The sequence below is a fragment of the Eggerthella hominis genome (assembly GCF_014287365.1).
Taxonomy (GTDB): Bacteria; Actinomycetota; Coriobacteriia; order Coriobacteriales; family Eggerthellaceae; genus Eggerthella; species Eggerthella guodeyinii.
In genome coordinates this window covers 539,056-554,388 of record NZ_JACOOA010000001.1, presented here as the reverse complement: position 1 = coordinate 554,388, position 15,333 = coordinate 539,056, and the positions used below count along the sequence as shown (strand labels likewise).

Sequence of the window (15,333 nt, the reverse complement as noted above, 5' to 3'; positions counted from 1 at the left end):
GGGGTGAGCCATGAGTGAGAAAGCCATATTGTTCGACTCCTCCCGCTGCACCGCATGCCGCGGCTGCCAGGTGGCCTGCAAGTGCTGGAACGGCTTGCCGTCCACCCTCGAGAAGAACGGGAACCCCTCGACGGGCTCGTACCAGAGCCCGATGGACCTGAACGGCACCACGCGCATCCTGGTCAGCTTCCACGAGGAGGCCGGCGGGGACAAGGGCGTGAAGTGGGCCTTCGGGCGCCGCAGCTGCCAGCACTGCACCGACGCCCCCTGCGCCGTCATCTGCCCGGCGGGCGCGGTGTTCAAGGACGAGGCCACGGGGCTCGTGAGCGTGGACGACTCCAAGTGCATCGGCTGCAAGTACTGCTCCACGGCCTGCCCGTTCGACGTGCCGCAGTACCGCGAGGACAACGGCCGCATGAACAAGTGCACGGGCTGCCTCGACCGCATCGAGCAGGGCCTGGCCCCGGCGTGCGTCACGACGTGCCAGCCCGGCGCGCTCGTGTTCGGCGACCGCGACGAGCTGCTGGCCCAGGCCAAGGAGCGCGTGGGCTACCTGCAGGGCAAGGGCTACGCCGACGCCGCCGTGTACGGCGAGGACCAGGTGGGCGGCCTGCACGTCGTCCAGGTGCTCAAGCACGGCGTGGCCGCGCACGGCCAGGTGGAGGATCCGCAGGTGAACCCGATGGTCGGCCTGACGCAGATCATGAAGCCGGTCACGGCGGTGGCCACGGGCGTGACGGTGGCCGGCCTGGCCGCCATGTTCGCCCTCGGCATCGGCTACAAGCGCGACAAGCTGGCGTACAATGCCGACACGGAGGACACCATCGACGTGGACACCGGCCAGGTGGTCAAGCACGGCGACGGCCAGGACACCGAGTCGGTGAAGGAGCATATCATGGAGAACCTGGGCGGCAAGAAGGGAGGCAACGATGAATAAGGGACCTGTCTCGGTCTCCGCCGAGGAGGCCGCCAAGAACCAGGCGTTCCTGGCAAGCATGGCGGCGAGCGGCAAGGAGCGCTACATCAAGCGCCACTCGCTGCAGGCGCGCGTCACGCATGACGTCACCATCATCGCGTGCATCCTGCTGTGCATCTCGGGGCTGTTCGTGTTCGTTCCCGCGCTCGCGGCGATGGCGGGCCCGGACGCCGTGTGGCTCATCCGCATGTCGCACCGCGTCATCGGCGTCATCTTCGTCGCCGTGCCCCTCGTCAGCGCCATCATGGCGCCGAAGGGCGTGGTCCACATCTTCAAGAACCTGTTCGCGAAGTGGGACTCCGACGACAAGAAGTGGATGATCCTGTTCTTCCCGTACCTGTTCATGGCCAAGTGGATCCACATGCCCGACCAGGGCGAGGTCAAGAGCGGCCAGCGTTTCGCCGACGGCATGCTGTGGTTCGCCGGCGCGCTCATGGGCATCACGGGCGTGCTGCTGTTGCTGGGCTCGACGGTGGTCGACTTCGGCGGGGCGCAGGGCATCTTCCTGTTCCTGCACGACGTGGGCTTCCTGCTGATCGCGGTGTTCGCGCTCGCGCACATCTTCCTGGGCGCCGGCATCTTCCAGCCGTACCGCGGCACGGCCAAGCTCATGTTCGGCGACGGCACCGTGTCCGAGTCCGACGCCCTGTACCACTGGGGCCACTGGGCTCGCGAGGAGATCGCCACCGGCCAGAACGTGGTGGAGAAGACGAAGTAAGCGTATCGGCAAGACGGCCTGTTCGTGCCACCGCCCCGCGCGGTGGCACGAACGTCCTGCCCGCGCGGCATGCGCGGCGCGGGCAGGGACACCGAATCGATAGGATGCAAGCATATGAACCTCAAAGCCATCGACGCGGCCATCGCCGCGTACCGTACGAACCTCGACGACGCCGACAACGCGCGGCTCGCGTTCTTCCGCGAGCTGTGGGGCGCGGCCGACGAGGCCGCCGCGCGCGCCGACGCGGCCGCGGCGTACCCGCTGCCCGACGCGGACAGCCTGCGGGCGTGGGCGCGGGCCGGCGAGCCCGCGCTCGCGCAGGCGCCGGCCGCGCTCGAGGCCGACGCGCTGGCGGGCGCGATGGAGCGGGTGGCCGCGCTCATGGCCGAGCGCGGCGGCTTCGCGGCGTCGACGAGCGAGGCGCTCGCGCGCACGAGCTGGGAGCGCATGGCGGCGGCGAGCGACCTCGCGCTGGCCGGCAGCGACCCGGCGGCCTACGTGGAGTCGTTCGCCGGGCTGCTCGAGGACGACGGCATGGACGAGGACGCGGCCCGCATCGGCGCCGCCGCGGCGGCGCTCGCGCTACGCGCGCTGCTGGAGGGCCCGGCGACGGCCATCGAGCAGGCGCGCCGCGCGGCGAGCGCCGACGAGCCGCACGGCGTGCGCTGCCCCGTGTGCGGCGGCGAGGCCGCCGTGGCGCAGGTGAGCGGCGCGCCGGCGGCGCAGGGGCGCGGCAAGCGCCTGTGGTGCGGCTGCTGCGGCTGCGTGTGGGATTTCGAGCGCGTGCGCTGCGCGCGCTGCGGCACGCAGAACCAAGGGCACCTGCACTACTTCAACCTCGAGGGCGACGAGGCGCATCGCCTGGCCACCTGTGACGAGTGCGGCGGCTACACGCGCACCGTGTACGAGGAGGAGGCGCTCGCGCCGTTCTCGTTCGAGGTGGAGGACGTGCTCATGGCCAAGCTCGACCTCGTGGCCTACCAGCGCGCCGCCGCCGATGCGGCGACGGCCGGCGAGGGCACCGAGGCCGGCACGGCCGCCGAAGCGCCGGCGCGAGGGTAGCGCCATGGCCATCGTCGAGTACCCCGCTCCCGCGCGCAGCGAATCGGCCGAGCGGCCCATCCGCATCTACCTGAACGACGTGCCCGTGGCGGTGAGCCAGGGCAGCCCCTTCGGGCTGCCGGAGCTGGCGGTGGGCTACCTGCTGTCCGAAGGCCTCATCGCCGACCGCGACTGCTTCGTGGAGGTGACCGCCGTGCCCGAGGAGGCGGCGGTGTACGTGGCCAGCGGCGAGTGCGCCGCGGAGGGCTACGTGCCCCTGCACCGCGTCACGTCGGCCGGCTGTGCGAGCTCGGCGCTGCTGCGCGACGCGCGGCGCGTGGATGCGCCGGCGGCGCTCGAGACGGCGGCGCGCTTCGACGCCGACGACCTGCTGGCGTGCATGGACGAGCTGTGCGAGCGCAGCCCGCGCCGCAACACCGGCGCGTGCGTGCACGGCTGCGGGCTGGGCGCGGCGGGCGAGGGCGCGCTGCTGTTCGTGCGCGAGGACATCGGGCGCCACAACGCCATGGACAAGCTCGTGGGCCAGGCGTGGCTCGACCGCGTGGACGTGCGCGACAAGGCTCTGTTCATCACCGGGCGCATCAGCTGCGAGATGGCGCTCAAGGCCTACCGGGCCGGCTGCCCCGTGCTGGTGAGCCGCAAGTCGGCCACCGACGAGGCCGTCGCCCGCGCCGAGGAGCTCGGCGTCACCCTCGTGTCGCACTGCCGCGACGGCCGCGTCCGCGTCCTGTCGCGCCCCGAGCGCGTGACGGGGTAGGGCCGGCTCCCGCCGCCCGCTCAGCCGTTCTCGCGGTAGCCGAGGTACTCCGTGAACCGGCGCACGGCGCGCGGGGCGCGCTCGCGGTCGCGCAGCGCGAGGCCGATCTCGCGGTAGACGGGCACGTCGAGCGGCAGCGCCGCGATGCGGTAGGGGGTGCGCCTCAGGATGAGGCGCGGCAGCAGGCTGATGCCCAGCCCGCTTTCCACCATCGACATGATGGCGTAGTCGTCCCAGGTGGTGAACCTGATGTCCGGCTCTACGCCCAGGCGCTTGAGCGCCAGGGCGACCTCCGCGTTCTTGTCCTTCGCCAGCAGCATGAACGGCTCGGCCTCGAGGGCGGCGACGGGGAAGCGCTCGCCGGACGCCAGCGGGTGGCCCTCCGGCAGCACCGCCAGCAGCTCGTCGCGCTCGAGCGGCAGCACGTCGAACTCGGGGCGCGTGGGCAGGCGCACGAAGCCGCAGTCGACGCGGCCCTCGGCTATCCAGCCCTCGATCTCCGCGTAGTCGCCCAGCACGAGCTCGTAGTCGATGCCGGGGTGGTCCTTCTGCAGCTCCTTCACGATGTTGGGCAGCCAGTGGGCGGCCACGCTGGAGAACGTCCCGATGCGGATGAGGCCCGATTGCAGCCCGTTCAAGTCGTCTACCTGCGCTTGCAGGCGCGCGTGGGCCGCGCACACCTCCTCGGCGAACGGCAGCAGCGCGCGGCCCTCCGACGTGAGGCTCACGCCCGCGCGGCCGCGCTCGAGCAGCGACACGTTCCAGTCGCGCTCGAGGTCGGCGATCATGCGGCTCACGCCCGATTGGGTGTAGTGCAGCGCCCGCGCCGCGCTCGTGAAGCTGCCCAGCTCCACCGTCTTCGAGAAGGCGAGGTACTTCTGCACGTTCGTGTCCATCCGGCGATCCCCTTTGCATTCCAAAACATCATGCGAACTATGATAAACATTCGCTTTTGCGATGCAAGCGGGAAGCGTATCCTGATTCGCCGTGATGAAACCGCATCTGAAATACCTCGCAGCCCTGCTGCTGTTCGGCTCCAACGGAGCCGTGGCGGGCATGATCGCGCTCGGCAGCGGGCAGATCGTGCTTCTGCGCACGCTCGTCGGCAGCCTGTTCCTCGTCGTGCCGTTCGTGCTGGCGCGCGGGAGGCTCGCGTGCCTGCGCAGCCCGAGGTGCCTCGCGCTGCTGGTCGCGTCCGGCGCGGCGATGGGCGCGAGCTGGATGTTCCTGTACGAGGCGTACCAGCAGGTGGGCGTCGGCATGGCCACGCTCGCGTACTACTGCGGCCCGGTGCTCGTGATCGCCGTGTCGCCCCTCATGTTCGGCGAGCGCCTGAGCCGCGCGAAGGTGGGCGGCATCGCCGTGGTGCTGGCGGGCATGGTGCTGGTGAACGGCGGCTCGCTGCAGCGGGGCGGCCTGTCGTGGGGGCTCGCGTTCGGGTTGGCCGCGGCGGCGCTGTTCGCGCTCATGGTGGTGCTCAGCAAGAAGGCGCAGGGCGCCGACGGCCTCGAGCGCTCGCTCGTGCAGCTCGTGGCCAGCTTCGTCACCGTGGCGGCGATCCTCGCGGCGCAGCACGGCTTCGACGTGGCGGCCGTGGTGCGCAGCGCGCTGCCCGCGCCGGGCGATCTCGCGCCCGCGCTGTTCCTGGGCGTGGTGAACACGGGCCTCGGGTGCTACCTGTACTTCTCGTCCATCCCGCAGCTGCCGGCCGGCACGGTGGCCGTGTGCGGCTACCTGGAGCCGCTGTCGGCGCTCGCGTTCGCCACGCTGCTGCTGCACGAGCAGATGGCGCTCGTGCAGCTGGCCGGGGCCCTGCTCGTGGTGGGCGGCGCCGCGGCGGCCGAGCTGTCGGGCAAGCGCCGCTCGAGAGCCGCCCGCCCGCTGCGGCCCGCGTCCGGGGCAGCCGCTCGCTAGGGAGCTCTGGGAAGTGTGGCCAGGCGCTCGCACCCGGCTCGAGCCCGTCGCCCTGCGCCCGAAGCGCGGATCGGGCGCTTTCTGCACAAAAACCGGCGACGTGCGAAACCTTCCGCTGCCGTGCGGTCGCGCGCTGCGATCAGCTTTACGGAAAACCCCAGATGAAAAGGACGATCCTGTTCGGAGTGGATGCCGTAGCGGGCAGGATCGGGCACGGCGACGGCTTTGGACGGCCCCGAAGGCTCGCACGTCGACGGTTTTCGTGCATAGTGGGGCGAATCGCATGCAGACGATGTCCTCCCGGTCGCTACCGGATGGCGTGCTGTGCGCAAAGCGGCCCCGATGACCGGTATGCTCGCTCGTTCGCGTTGCGCATCGCCCGAAGTCGCGAACGGGGTGCCAGTCGAATCGCCTGCTCCGTTTGTGCTACCATGCGGCCATGGGGCTGCGCGCCGCCGCCGAGGCGTCGCGCGTGGAAGCGAGGGGGCAAGCTGTGCGAATCGAATCCATCGTGCTGTTCCTTTCCGTCGTCGAGAAAGGGTCCATCTCGTGCGCGGCGCGCTCGTCTTACATCTCCCAGCAGGGCGCGAGCTCCGTCATCAAGTCGCTCGAGCACGATTTGGGCGTCGAGCTGTTCGAGCGCACCGGCACGGCGTTGCAGCTGACCGCGGCGGGGGAGCGCATAGCGAAGGAAGCCTCGTCCGTCGTCTCCTCCTACCGCCGCATGCAGACGGTCGCCGCTTTGGGGCGCGCTGCGAGCGACGGCGGGGCGGGGCCGGTCCGCGTGGTCACCACGCCGCACGCCATGAACGTGCTTTCCCCCATCTTCGAGGCGTATCGCGAGGCCGTCGCCGTCGACGAGCCGTTCGTGTTCGTCGAGCAGGGCATCTTCGACATCGTGCGCGCCTACCCCGACCTCGATCCGGAGGCGTTGTACCTGGTGAACGTCCCCACGTTCATGAACGCCATCATCGGGCGGATCGGCCCGGCGTTCGACCCGCTGGTCGTCTCCGAGCTCATGCTGTACTGCGGGCCCGGCTCCCCGTTCTCGGAGCGCCGGCAGATCGCCCGATCGGAGCTCGCGGGCGTGCGCATCGCCTGCTACAACGAAGCGCTGCTGATCCGCCTCGTGCGCCACCTGCTCAAGGGCGTCGAAGGGGCCGACATCTCGACGAGCACCTCGAACCTCGAGCTGCTGGGCCGGTTGATCGACGACCCCCGCACGGTCAGCTTCACCGATTCGCTGTCCCTGTTCCTCAACGGGCTGCCGGAAGGCCATGCGTGCGTCTCCATCGAGGACGGCGTGCGCTTCGTGACGGGCGTGCTCGGGCCGGTGCGCGATCCGGCGGCCGAGCGGTTCGTGTCGTTCTTCCGGCGGTACCTCGAAACCGTGTGCGCCGACTACGGCAAGCGCTTCCCGCTTGCCTGGCCCCCCGCGCCCGAGGCGGTCGATGCGGGATGAGGCCCGTCCGCTACGAGATAGACCGGCGCATCTGCCGCCGATGCGGCTCCTGCCAGCACGTCTGCCCGCGGGGAGCCGTGCTCGAGACCGCCGATCGGCGGCTGGCCATCGACCGGAAGCTGTGCGACGGATGCGGCGCGTGCCGCGACGCGTGCAAGCTGCGCGCCATCGTGAGGCGCAAAGGCCTGTTCTCTTAGCGGCCCGTTCGACCCGCGTCCTCCGGAGCCCCCACAAGGTTTTCTTGTGGGGGCTCCTCGCTTTCCTGTTTGCCAACCGGCCGCGCGCTTCTCACAATCAGGGGTATCGGAAGGTGGCGAGGGGAAGGGGGATGGTTCGCGGATCCGAAACCGAGGAAAGGAGAGGCAACCTATGTCATCGGTCGTAGCGCTTCCCGACGGAGGGAAGATAGTCAAGACGAACTGCTTCGAGTGCCATGCGAAGTGCGGCGTCCTGTGCGAGGTGGACAAGGACGGCGTGCTCGTGGGCGTGAAGGGCAACCCCGACGATCCGCGCAGCGAGGGGCGCATGTGCGGCAAGGGGCTGTCGGCCCCCAAGATCCTCTACGATCCCGACCGGCTGCGCTACCCGCTGCGCCGCTTGGGAGCGCGCGGCGCGGGCGAGTGGGAGCAGATCACGTGGGACGAGGCCATCGAGTGGCTCGCGCAGCGGGTGGAGGCGCTCACGGCCGAGTACGGCGCGGAGACGATCGCCTACGGGCAGGGCACGGGCCGCGGCACGAACCAGTGGACCGGGCGCGCCGGCAACGCGGGCGGGCGCGTGCACCACAGCCTGTCGCCGGGCAACATCTGCCTCGTCCCCATGATGGTGCAGGCCTTTCTGCAGTTCGGGATGTTCCCGACTTTCGACGGCTGCGATTTCGATCACGCCGACTGCATCGTGTTCTGGGGCGCGAACTCGGTGTGGACCGAGCCGACCTACACGTCGGGCCAGGTGGGGCGCAGCCGCGACCGCGGCGCGAAGCTCATCGTGATCGACCCGTTCTTCGAGCACCCGCTTGCGGCGCGCGCCGACCACTTCCTGGGCGTACGCCCCGGGGCCGACGTGTACGTCGCCTACGCGTGGCTCAACGTGATCATGAACGAGGGCCTGTACGACCGGGCGTTCACCCAGAAGCACACGAACGCCCCCATGCTCGTCATCGAAGGCGCCGAGGTCCCCTTGAACGAGGCGATCGTGAAGGAGGGCGGGAACCCCCAGGCGATGCTCGTGTGGGACAAGGCCACGCAATCCCTGGCGGAGATCCATGCCAAGGGCGTCGACGAGGACATCGAGTTCCGCGGCATGATCGAGACGGCCGACGGCCAGAGCGTGCCCGTCAAGACGGTGTGGCTCGGGCTCAAGGAGCGCGCCGACCGCTGGACGCCGGAAGAGGCGGCGAAGATGAGCTGGGTCGATGCCGATACCATCCGCGCGTCGGCCCGAACCTACGCCACGGCCCCCGCGGCCACGATCAACGTGTTCCAAGGGCTCGAGGAGCAGACGAACTGCAAGGACATCCTGCAGCTGGTCAACTGCATCATCGCCATCTGCGGCAACCTCGAGAAGCGCGGCGGCAACCTGAGCATGCCGTTCTGGAACCAGATGGGCCCGCTGACCGGCGCAGAGCCCGAAACCCAGAAGGAGCTGCGCATCGTCGACGAGCGCGCGGCGGGAACCGTGTACGGCATCTCGAACCCCACGTGCCTGTTCAAGGCCATGCGCACGGGCGAGCCGTATCCCGTCAAGGGCTACATCATGGTGCAGGGCAATCCGCTGTCGTGGGCCGAGAACACCGCGCTCGTGAAGGAATCGCTCATGCAGCTCGACCTGCTCGTGTGCATGGACTACTACCTGTCGCCCACGTGCGAGCTGGCCGACCTCGTGCTGCCCTCCACCCACTGGACCGAGCGCGACTACCTGGCCGACGAGGTGTGCAGCGAGTGGGTGTTCGGCCAGCAGAAGGCGGTCGAGCCGCTGTACGAGCGCAAGAGCGACGTGTGGTTCTGGCGCACGTTCGGCCACCGGCTCAGCCCCGAATGGTGGCCCTGGGAGAGCGACGAGGAGCTGTTCGACTGGCAGCTCGAACAGACCCATGCGGGCGTCACCTGGGACGAGCTGAAGGAGAAATGGATCCATCACGTGCCCATGATGCCGTCGCGCGACTTCGAGGAGAACGGCTTCGGCACGCCGACCGGCCGTGCGGAGCTGTACTCGGTCATCGAGCTCGTCTCGGGCTCGAAGCCGTTCCCCGAGGCCGCCGAGCCGAAGGAGAGCGTGTACGCCACGCCCGACATCGCGAAGGAGTACCCGCTGACCGGCGTGACGGGCCGCCGCTATCCCATCTACTACCATTCGGCGTTCCGCGGCATCCCGCACCTGCGCGAGATCGTGCCCGAGCCGCAGGTGGTCTTCCACACGTCGCTTGCCGAGGAGCTGGGCATCGAGCGCGACGAGTGGGTGTGGATCGAATCGCCCACCGGCCGCATCACGATGAAGGCGCGCCCGAGCGACGGCATCGACCCGCGCGTGTGCGTCATCCCGCACGGCTGGTGGCAGGCGTGCCCGGCGCTGGGATTGCCCGGGTACCCCGATGGCAGCTCGAACGCGAACACGCTGACGAGCGATCGGGCGTACAACGACGAGTTCCTCACGCCGGGGCTGCGCAGCACCCTGTGCCGCATCGTCAAGAAGAAGGAAGGTGAGTAGCCATGGCGGAAGCGAAGCGCCATTGGGGCATGGTCATCGACCTCGATAAATGCACGGGCTGCCAGGCGTGCGCGGTGGCGTGCAAGATGGAGAACGACGTCGACCTCGGCGTGTTCTGGAACCGGGTGTACCGCATGGGGCCGATTGGGAAATACCCCGACCAGCTCGAGATGTTCTACTTCCCCAACCAGTGCATGCACTGCGAGAACCCCAGCTGCATCGCCGTGTGCCCCACGAAGGCGACCTACCAGACCGACGACGGCATCGTGCTGGTCGATGCGGGCAAATGCTTCGGATGCCAGTACTGCATCTGGGCGTGCCCGTACGAGGCCCGCACGCTCAACCCGAGAACCAAGACGGTGGAGAAGTGCATCCTGTGCGTCCACAAGCTGGAGCGGGGCGAGCAGCCGGCGTGCGCCTACACCTGCACCACCGGATGCCGCACGGTCGGCGACCTGAACGATCCCGACAGCCCCGTGTCGCGGGTGCTCTCGGCGAACGGGGAGCGCGTCTACCGCGTGCATCCCGAGTTCGGGAACAAGCCCTCCGTCGTCTACCTCGTGCCCCGGAAAGGAGCTGAGACGCTATGCAAATCCATTGGCCGCTCGTAATATCCACCGTCTGCCAGCGCGTCGGCCTGGGCATGTTCCTCTGCGCGTTCTTGGCCGACCTCTGCTTCGGGCTGGGGCTGCCGCTCAACTTGGTGGCGCTGGCGACGCTCGCGTTGCTCGGCGTCGGCGGCATCGCCTCCATCTTCCACCTGCAGACGCCGTCGCGCTTCTTCAACGCGTTCTCGAATTTCAAGTCGCATCTGACGCAGGAGGCGCTGCTCACGCCGTTTCTCGGCATCGCGCTTCTGGCCTGCGGGTTGAACGGCATCCTCTACGACCTGGGCGGGGCGGGAATCGTGCTCGCCGCCGTCGCCGCCGCGCTCTCGCTGGCGTTCCTGGCGTGCACGGGGCTGGCCTACCAGATGGGCTCGCGCCCCGCATGGAACACCGGCTTCGTGCTGGGGCTGTTCTTGCTGACGGCCGCCGAGGCGGGAGGGATCGCCACGCTTGCGATCTGCCTGCTCGCCGGCGGCGGAGCTCCCGTGGCACCCTCGGCTGCGGCCGCGCTGCTGACGGCCGCGTGCATCGCCGTCCAGTTCGCCTACGTGGCGCGCATGCGGCATGTGGGCTACGGCGTGGACGTGCGGGCGAGCGAGGAGCCGTACCGCGCGCCGTACCGCGCCTGGATCGCGTGCGGGGTCGTGCTGACGGCCGTCGCCCTCGCGGCGGCCGTCGCGCTTTCGTCCGCGGTCGCCGCCTTCGCGGCGCTCGCCGCGTCGGCGTGCGGCATCGTGGCGTGGACGGTGCTGTTCTTCAAGGGGGCCCTCAAAGTGAAGATGTTCCCTATGTACCCGGTCGACCTCAATCTCGATATGTAGGCGGGAAAACCCATCGCGGGCGGGCCTGCGCTGCGGGACGCCCGCGCTTACCGAAGGGGAGTCGTATGGAGAAGAAGTTCATCGGCTGGCGCGTCGTCGTGGCGACCGGCCTGCTCTACGCGTTGCTGGGCAACTTCGGCTTGGCCGCCGCCCAGCTGGCCATTCCGGCGATGGCCGTCGATCCGACCGTCGCCATGAACCGCAGCATGATCGGGCTCGGCTTCACCGTGTTCATCCTCATGCAGGGCTTGCCGGGGCCGCTCATCGGCAAGTTCATCGCGCAGTACGGCGCGCGGAAGGCCTTCATCGCCAGCTCGGTGCTCATCGTCGCGACCGGCGTGCTCATGGGGCTGTTCGCCGGCGCGAGCACGGTTGCCTACGTGGTGCTGTTCGGCGTGCTCTTGAGCTTCTCGTGCACGCTCGGCGGCCAGATCGCCACGCAGACGACGGTCGGCAGCTGGTTCGTGCAGAAACGCGGCTTGGCCATGGCCGTGACGATGGGTCTGGGCGGCCTCGTGGCCTTCGCGTTCCCGCTCGTCACGACCGCGGCGATGGGGGAGGCCGGCAACTGGCGCAACGGGTTCTACCTCATCTCGGCGATGGCGGTCGTCGCGCTCGTCATCGCGTTCGCCCTCATGAAGGACAAGCCCGAGGACGTGGGACAGGTTCCCGACGGCGCGCTTCCCGTCGACGCCGCAGCCGATACGGGCGCGCAGCGGACCGAGGCGGCGCGGGCGGCGTCGAGGGCCTCGAAGGTGTACAAGACCGCGCGGCCCAAGACGAGCAAGGAGGCCATGCGCAGCCTTCCGTTCTGGCTGATCTGGCTCGGGTCGTTCAGCGTGTTCGTGGCGCTCAACCTGGCGGTGTCCTCCGGCGTGCTCTACTTCTCGGGCCTGGGGCTGGACGTCGGCGTCATCGCGGGCGCGGTCGCGGTGCAGGGCGTCGCCGCCGTTGCGGTAAACCTGGTCATCGCCCCGCTCGCCGACCGCATCGAGCCCGCGCGCATCCTGGGCGTTTGCGCCCTGCTCGCGGCGGTCGGCGCGTTCCTGGCGTTCATGTGCGCGCCGGGCGGCGCGGTCGTCCTGTACGCGTACTACATCCTGTTGGGCATCGGATTCGGCGGCAACACGAGCGTCATGCCCACCGCCTTCGCGAACTACTTCGGCATCGAGGACTTCCCGAAGATCATGGGCATGGTGCTCCTCCTCCTGTCGGTGTTCTCCGCGCTGGTGCCCCTCATCGCCGGTGCCGTGTTCGACGCGATCGGGACGTACGCGCCCATGTTCTTGGCGGTCGCCGCCGTCGCCGTCGTCGGCGGCGTCGCGTCGTTGCTGGTCCCGTTTCCCAAGAAGCGCTAGGGACGGGTAGGTTTGCATAGACGGTGCTACGACCTGCTCGTTCCCGGTCATGAGGAAAAATCGAAATGCGTTTTCATGATTGCAGCATGCGACTTGAAGGGCTGTTGTCTACAAGCCTTCGACCAATTCGATGAGGTTGATGTCGAGCCCGTCAGCTATTTTGCATAGATTTTCGAAACCGATATTGCACTGGCCGCTTTCCACATCGCTCAAATAAGCCTGTCCAAGACCGACCATCAAGGCAAAACGTCGCTGCGAAAGTCCTTGGGCTACCCGTGCTTGCCGTATTTTCAGGCCCAATTTTACCTTGCGTTCATTTATATCCATAATGGGTAAAGGCTATGTGGTAATATTGTTCTGTTGATATTGAATTCAATATCAACAGAACAGAAGAACGTTCTTCGAGAAGAGGGGCACGGCTGCGAAGAGGAAAGCCGTCAGCGGTGGATAGAGGCGCGCGGCGATCTGCTGTTCGAGGCAGGCAAGCGCGCGGAAGCCTTCGAAGGCCATGCGGGGTGGACGTCGTTCGATTTCGGCTCAGGAAGTAATCTCCGTTCGGAGGAGGAAAAGTGGACGAGCAGATGGGGATCGATCCGGAGTTCGACGACGTCCGAGCGAAGACGAACGGCCTCATCCTCAAGATTTACAGCCAGCCGATAGACAACCTTCTCCTCGCCTGCTGCGATGACCTGAGGAAAATCATCCCGTTCGATCATTCCTTCACGAGTTTCAACGATGAGAGGGATTTGGTCGGAAGCACCTTCAACTACCTGAGCAACGACACGGACGAGGAGCTGCTGTCGCTCTACGCGAACCGCTATTGCAAAATCGATTTTCTTTCCTGGTTCTACAACCAGCGGCAGCCCGCAACGCTTCGCGCCACAGACCTGGTGTACCCCGAGGTTATCGAGCGTTCCCGGATCCACACGGAGTGGGAAAGCCGGATGGGGGTCTTCTACACGGCGATCGCCTGCATCGCCGCCAACGACATTATCTACGGCACCATATCGCTCATGCGCTCGAAGGAGCGCGGCGATTTCACCGACAAGGAGGTGCGCGCGCTCGACGAGGTCAACCAGCATCTGTGCAACCGGTTCGCGCTGACGTACCCCCACGGGATCAGCCGTTCCATGGTGGACGCCAGCATCGACCCCATCGCATCCGCCTTTTCCTTCACGCATCGAGAGTGGGAAATCGTATGTCTTCTGATACGAGGGTTCTCGCGGGCGAGCATCGCAGACGAGCTCTGCATCAGCGGGAACACCCTCAAGCACCACATGGCCAACATTTACCGAAAGATGGACGTCTCCAACGCGCAGCAGTTCTTTGCCACGCTGGGGCAGGCCGGCGCGGCTTTGCACAGCCTCGGAAGCCCCACGGCGTAGGTTTCGGGCGCGGGCTGCGGGTTGCCATCGGCCCATGCGATTCTCGGCAAAAAGCGGATGCCAACAACGCGTGTTGGCATCCGCTGCACCTATAAGGCGCTGGGCATATCAGGTCAAAGCTCCCGCCTAGTCGATGTTCTCGTCCTCTTCCTTGGGATCGGGAAAACCGCCGACGCCTTTATTCACCAACAACAGCTTTCCCAACACGTAGTACGCCACGAAGGTGAAGACGCATACGGCGATGGTGGCGGTGCAGTATGGGAAGAGCGGATGCGGTACGCACATGAAGGGGTCGAATATCTGCAGATACAGAACAATCGACGCAATGAAAACCCCGATCGCAACCCAGTTGAAACCGCCCCAGAAGTAATACTTCGAACCGCGGGCGTTGTTGTACGCGTCGCGGATCGATATATGCTTCTTCCTGAAAAGGTAGTAGTCGACCAGCTGCATAATCGAGATGGGCGCGCACGTCATGCTGGAAATGCCCAAAATGATATAGAAGTTCGCGTACAGGTCTTCTGCCCAAATCATGCCGATGAAGGCAACGATGATGATGAGCCCCGTCACCTTGCCCCAGGAGAGCTTCAGGAAGCCCTTCACCTGTTTCAAGCCGATACCCAGGTTGTAGAGCATGACGGAGCATGCGGTGATATCGGCGCTTATCACCAGCAGCAACGCGATCGTGCCGAGCGCCAGGCCGCCCATGGGAATCATCCATGCGGTCGGGTCGGTGGCTCCGATGAGCAGCGCCGCAGCAACGCCCATGACGGTGCCCAAAGTCGCCGCGAACACCAGGCCGATAATGTTGGGCCAAAACGCCGCCCTCGTGGTCTTGCACAGCTTAGCCAGACCGCCCATGTTCGGCCACCACGAGAATCCGGCGCCAAGGCTCAGCTCGAACGCGATGAGGAAATTGAGCCACTCGCTATCGAACGGCGCGAGGGGCTGAGCGGCCAGGACGGTGTCCCAACCATAGTTCGCGCTGATAACCACCGCAAGAAACAGCAGGATGATAATGAAAATGGGAGCCACGATGGTGTTCATCTTCTTCAAGAGCACCGGGCCCTTCCAAGCAACCATCCAGCAGACTGCGCCAGCCACCATCGACAGGATAACCACCGGCAATCCCGTTCCGATGTCTATCCCGCTGAATCCCAATACGATGTTCGCCACCGCTTTGGCGACCATCATGCACAAGATGATGAGCCACGCGATAACGAAGACGGACATCAGCACCAGGAACACCTTCGTGCCCTTCCCGCCGAGCACGCCTCGGACCGAGGTAAAGGCGTCCACGCCGTATTTCGAAGAGATCACCTGCGTTGCCAGAGACATGAGCAGCACCGCCACGATGTTGCCCGCAATGGAGGCAACGAGTGCCGTTTGCACCCCCACGTACGTGGCGAGCGTACCGCCCGTGATGAAGCACCACGCTGCACAGGCAAAGCCGGTGATGACGACCGTTTGATCTTTGAAACCGTAAATGCGCTCGCTCTTGAGAACGGGCATCGACTCGCTTTGAGCCTCGTTATTGACATCTGTTCCAGCCATACTGCACCTCCT

At 67.0% G+C, this 15,333-nt stretch carries 16 protein-coding genes; 12 read left to right on the top strand and 4 right to left on the bottom strand.

Features of this window, described 5'->3' with window-relative positions; genetic code table 11:
• Positions 1 to 10: 10 nt before the first annotated feature.
• The 4 genes from H8S61_RS02450 to H8S61_RS02435 all read left to right on the top strand — a co-directional run bounded on the left by H8S61_RS02450 (position 11) and on the right by H8S61_RS02435 (position 3,513).
• On the top strand, positions 11 to 937 hold the full coding sequence (locus H8S61_RS02450; protein ID WP_160942448.1) for a 4Fe-4S dicluster domain-containing protein: 927 nt from the start codon (positions 11 to 13) through the stop codon (positions 935 to 937).
• Positions 930 to 1,694 carry a cytochrome b/b6 domain-containing protein gene (locus H8S61_RS02445; RefSeq protein ID WP_160942449.1) on the top strand — a complete coding sequence of 255 codons (765 nt, stop codon included), beginning with the start codon at positions 930 to 932 and terminating at the stop codon, positions 1,692 to 1,694. The genes H8S61_RS02450 and H8S61_RS02445 overlap by 8 nt, the downstream gene beginning before the upstream one ends.
• 114 nt (positions 1,695 to 1,808) lie before the next feature.
• A complete protein-coding gene (locus H8S61_RS02440; protein ID WP_186937842.1) occupies positions 1,809 to 2,756 on the top strand; it encodes a formate dehydrogenase accessory protein FdhE in 948 nt (315 codons plus the stop codon).
• Positions 2,757 to 2,760: 4 nt separating this feature from the next.
• Positions 2,761 to 3,513, top strand: coding sequence for a formate dehydrogenase accessory sulfurtransferase FdhD (locus tag H8S61_RS02435; RefSeq protein WP_160942451.1), 753 nt, complete (start codon positions 2,761 to 2,763; stop codon positions 3,511 to 3,513).
• A 20-nt stretch (positions 3,514 to 3,533) separates the two neighbouring features.
• Here H8S61_RS02435 and H8S61_RS02430 read toward each other — a convergent pair whose 3' ends face one another.
• Positions 3,534 to 4,409: a LysR family transcriptional regulator gene (locus tag H8S61_RS02430; protein ID WP_160942452.1), complete on the bottom strand. Its 876-nt coding sequence runs from the start codon at positions 4,407 to 4,409 to the stop codon at positions 3,534 to 3,536.
• A 94-nt stretch (positions 4,410 to 4,503) separates the two neighbouring features.
• Here H8S61_RS02430 and H8S61_RS02425 point away from each other — a divergent pair, with 94 nt between their 5' ends.
• The 7 genes from H8S61_RS02425 (at position 4,504) to H8S61_RS02395 (ending at position 12,382) form a co-directional block, all read left to right on the top strand.
• Positions 4,504 to 5,427 (top strand): DMT family transporter, encoded by a 924-nt coding sequence (locus tag H8S61_RS02425; RefSeq protein WP_222617578.1) that lies wholly within the window; start codon positions 4,504 to 4,506, stop codon positions 5,425 to 5,427.
• A gap of 493 nt (positions 5,428 to 5,920) precedes the next feature.
• Entirely contained in the window at positions 5,921 to 6,889 is a 969-nt protein-coding gene (locus tag H8S61_RS02420; RefSeq protein ID WP_186937840.1) for a LysR family transcriptional regulator, read from the top strand.
• Positions 6,886 to 7,086, top strand: a complete 201-nt coding sequence (locus H8S61_RS02415) for a ferredoxin family protein (protein ID WP_186937839.1) — start codon at positions 6,886 to 6,888, stop codon at positions 7,084 to 7,086. Before H8S61_RS02420 ends, H8S61_RS02415 begins: the two co-directional genes overlap by 4 nt.
• Before the next feature lie 172 nt (positions 7,087 to 7,258).
• Positions 7,259 to 9,595: a molybdopterin-containing oxidoreductase family protein gene (locus H8S61_RS02410; RefSeq protein WP_186937838.1), complete on the top strand. Its 2,337-nt coding sequence runs from the start codon at positions 7,259 to 7,261 to the stop codon at positions 9,593 to 9,595.
• A 2-nt stretch (positions 9,596 to 9,597) separates the two neighbouring features.
• Positions 9,598 to 10,206 carry a 4Fe-4S dicluster domain-containing protein gene (locus H8S61_RS02405; protein WP_186937837.1) on the top strand — a complete coding sequence of 203 codons (609 nt, stop codon included), beginning with the start codon at positions 9,598 to 9,600 and terminating at the stop codon, positions 10,204 to 10,206.
• Positions 10,182 to 11,024 carry a DmsC/YnfH family molybdoenzyme membrane anchor subunit gene (locus tag H8S61_RS02400; RefSeq protein ID WP_186937836.1) on the top strand — a complete coding sequence of 281 codons (843 nt, stop codon included), beginning with the start codon at positions 10,182 to 10,184 and terminating at the stop codon, positions 11,022 to 11,024. Before H8S61_RS02405 ends, H8S61_RS02400 begins: the two co-directional genes overlap by 25 nt.
• 65 nt (positions 11,025 to 11,089) lie before the next feature.
• Positions 11,090 to 12,382 carry an MFS transporter gene (locus H8S61_RS02395; protein WP_186937835.1) on the top strand — a complete coding sequence of 431 codons (1,293 nt, stop codon included), beginning with the start codon at positions 11,090 to 11,092 and terminating at the stop codon, positions 12,380 to 12,382.
• Positions 12,383 to 12,490: 108 nt separating this feature from the next.
• Here H8S61_RS02395 and H8S61_RS02390 read toward each other — a convergent pair whose 3' ends face one another.
• Both H8S61_RS02390 and H8S61_RS17355 read right to left on the bottom strand, forming a co-directional pair.
• Positions 12,491 to 12,682: a helix-turn-helix domain-containing protein gene (locus tag H8S61_RS02390; protein ID WP_255466402.1), complete on the bottom strand. Its 192-nt coding sequence runs from the start codon at positions 12,680 to 12,682 to the stop codon at positions 12,491 to 12,493.
• 78 nt (positions 12,683 to 12,760) lie between these two features.
• Positions 12,761 to 12,892: a hypothetical protein gene (locus tag H8S61_RS17355; protein ID WP_255466401.1), complete on the bottom strand. Its 132-nt coding sequence runs from the start codon at positions 12,890 to 12,892 to the stop codon at positions 12,761 to 12,763.
• A 59-nt stretch (positions 12,893 to 12,951) separates the two neighbouring features.
• Here H8S61_RS17355 and H8S61_RS17675 point away from each other — a divergent pair, with 59 nt between their 5' ends.
• Positions 12,952 to 13,767: a helix-turn-helix transcriptional regulator gene (locus H8S61_RS17675; RefSeq protein ID WP_186937834.1), complete on the top strand. Its 816-nt coding sequence runs from the start codon at positions 12,952 to 12,954 to the stop codon at positions 13,765 to 13,767.
• 126 nt (positions 13,768 to 13,893) lie between these two features.
• On the opposite strand, the gene H8S61_RS02380 is transcribed toward H8S61_RS17675, so the two are convergent.
• Entirely contained in the window at positions 13,894 to 15,321 is a 1,428-nt protein-coding gene (locus H8S61_RS02380) for a purine-cytosine permease family protein (protein ID WP_186937833.1), read from the bottom strand.
• Between the last annotated feature and the right edge of the window lie 12 nt (positions 15,322 to 15,333).

What these genes read in the sequence shown, in the direction of transcription:
- H8S61_RS17355 (WP_255466401.1), bottom strand. Translation starts at nt 12,892, where the DNA reads ATGGCCTTCGAAGGCTTCCGCGCGCTTGCCTGCCTCGAACAGCAGATC.
- H8S61_RS02405 (WP_186937837.1), top strand. Translation starts at nt 9,598, where the DNA reads ATGGCGGAAGCGAAGCGCCATTGGGGCATGGTCATCGACCTCGATAAA.
- H8S61_RS02415 (WP_186937839.1), top strand. Translation starts at nt 6,886, where the DNA reads ATGAGGCCCGTCCGCTACGAGATAGACCGGCGCATCTGCCGCCGATGC.
- H8S61_RS02445 (WP_160942449.1), top strand. Translation starts at nt 930, where the DNA reads ATGAATAAGGGACCTGTCTCGGTCTCCGCCGAGGAGGCCGCCAAGAAC.
- H8S61_RS02440 (WP_186937842.1), top strand. Translation starts at nt 1,809, where the DNA reads ATGAACCTCAAAGCCATCGACGCGGCCATCGCCGCGTACCGTACGAAC.
- H8S61_RS02400 (WP_186937836.1), top strand. Translation starts at nt 10,182, where the DNA reads ATGCAAATCCATTGGCCGCTCGTAATATCCACCGTCTGCCAGCGCGTC.
- H8S61_RS02450 (WP_160942448.1), top strand. Translation starts at nt 11, where the DNA reads ATGAGTGAGAAAGCCATATTGTTCGACTCCTCCCGCTGCACCGCATGC.
- H8S61_RS02430 (WP_160942452.1), bottom strand. Translation starts at nt 4,409, where the DNA reads ATGGACACGAACGTGCAGAAGTACCTCGCCTTCTCGAAGACGGTGGAG.
- H8S61_RS02410 (WP_186937838.1), top strand. Translation starts at nt 7,259, where the DNA reads ATGTCATCGGTCGTAGCGCTTCCCGACGGAGGGAAGATAGTCAAGACG.
- H8S61_RS02395 (WP_186937835.1), top strand. Translation starts at nt 11,090, where the DNA reads ATGGAGAAGAAGTTCATCGGCTGGCGCGTCGTCGTGGCGACCGGCCTG.
- H8S61_RS02425 (WP_222617578.1), top strand. Translation starts at nt 4,504, where the DNA reads ATGAAACCGCATCTGAAATACCTCGCAGCCCTGCTGCTGTTCGGCTCC.
- H8S61_RS02380 (WP_186937833.1), bottom strand. Translation starts at nt 15,321, where the DNA reads ATGGCTGGAACAGATGTCAATAACGAGGCTCAAAGCGAGTCGATGCCC.
- H8S61_RS02435 (WP_160942451.1), top strand. Translation starts at nt 2,761, where the DNA reads ATGGCCATCGTCGAGTACCCCGCTCCCGCGCGCAGCGAATCGGCCGAG.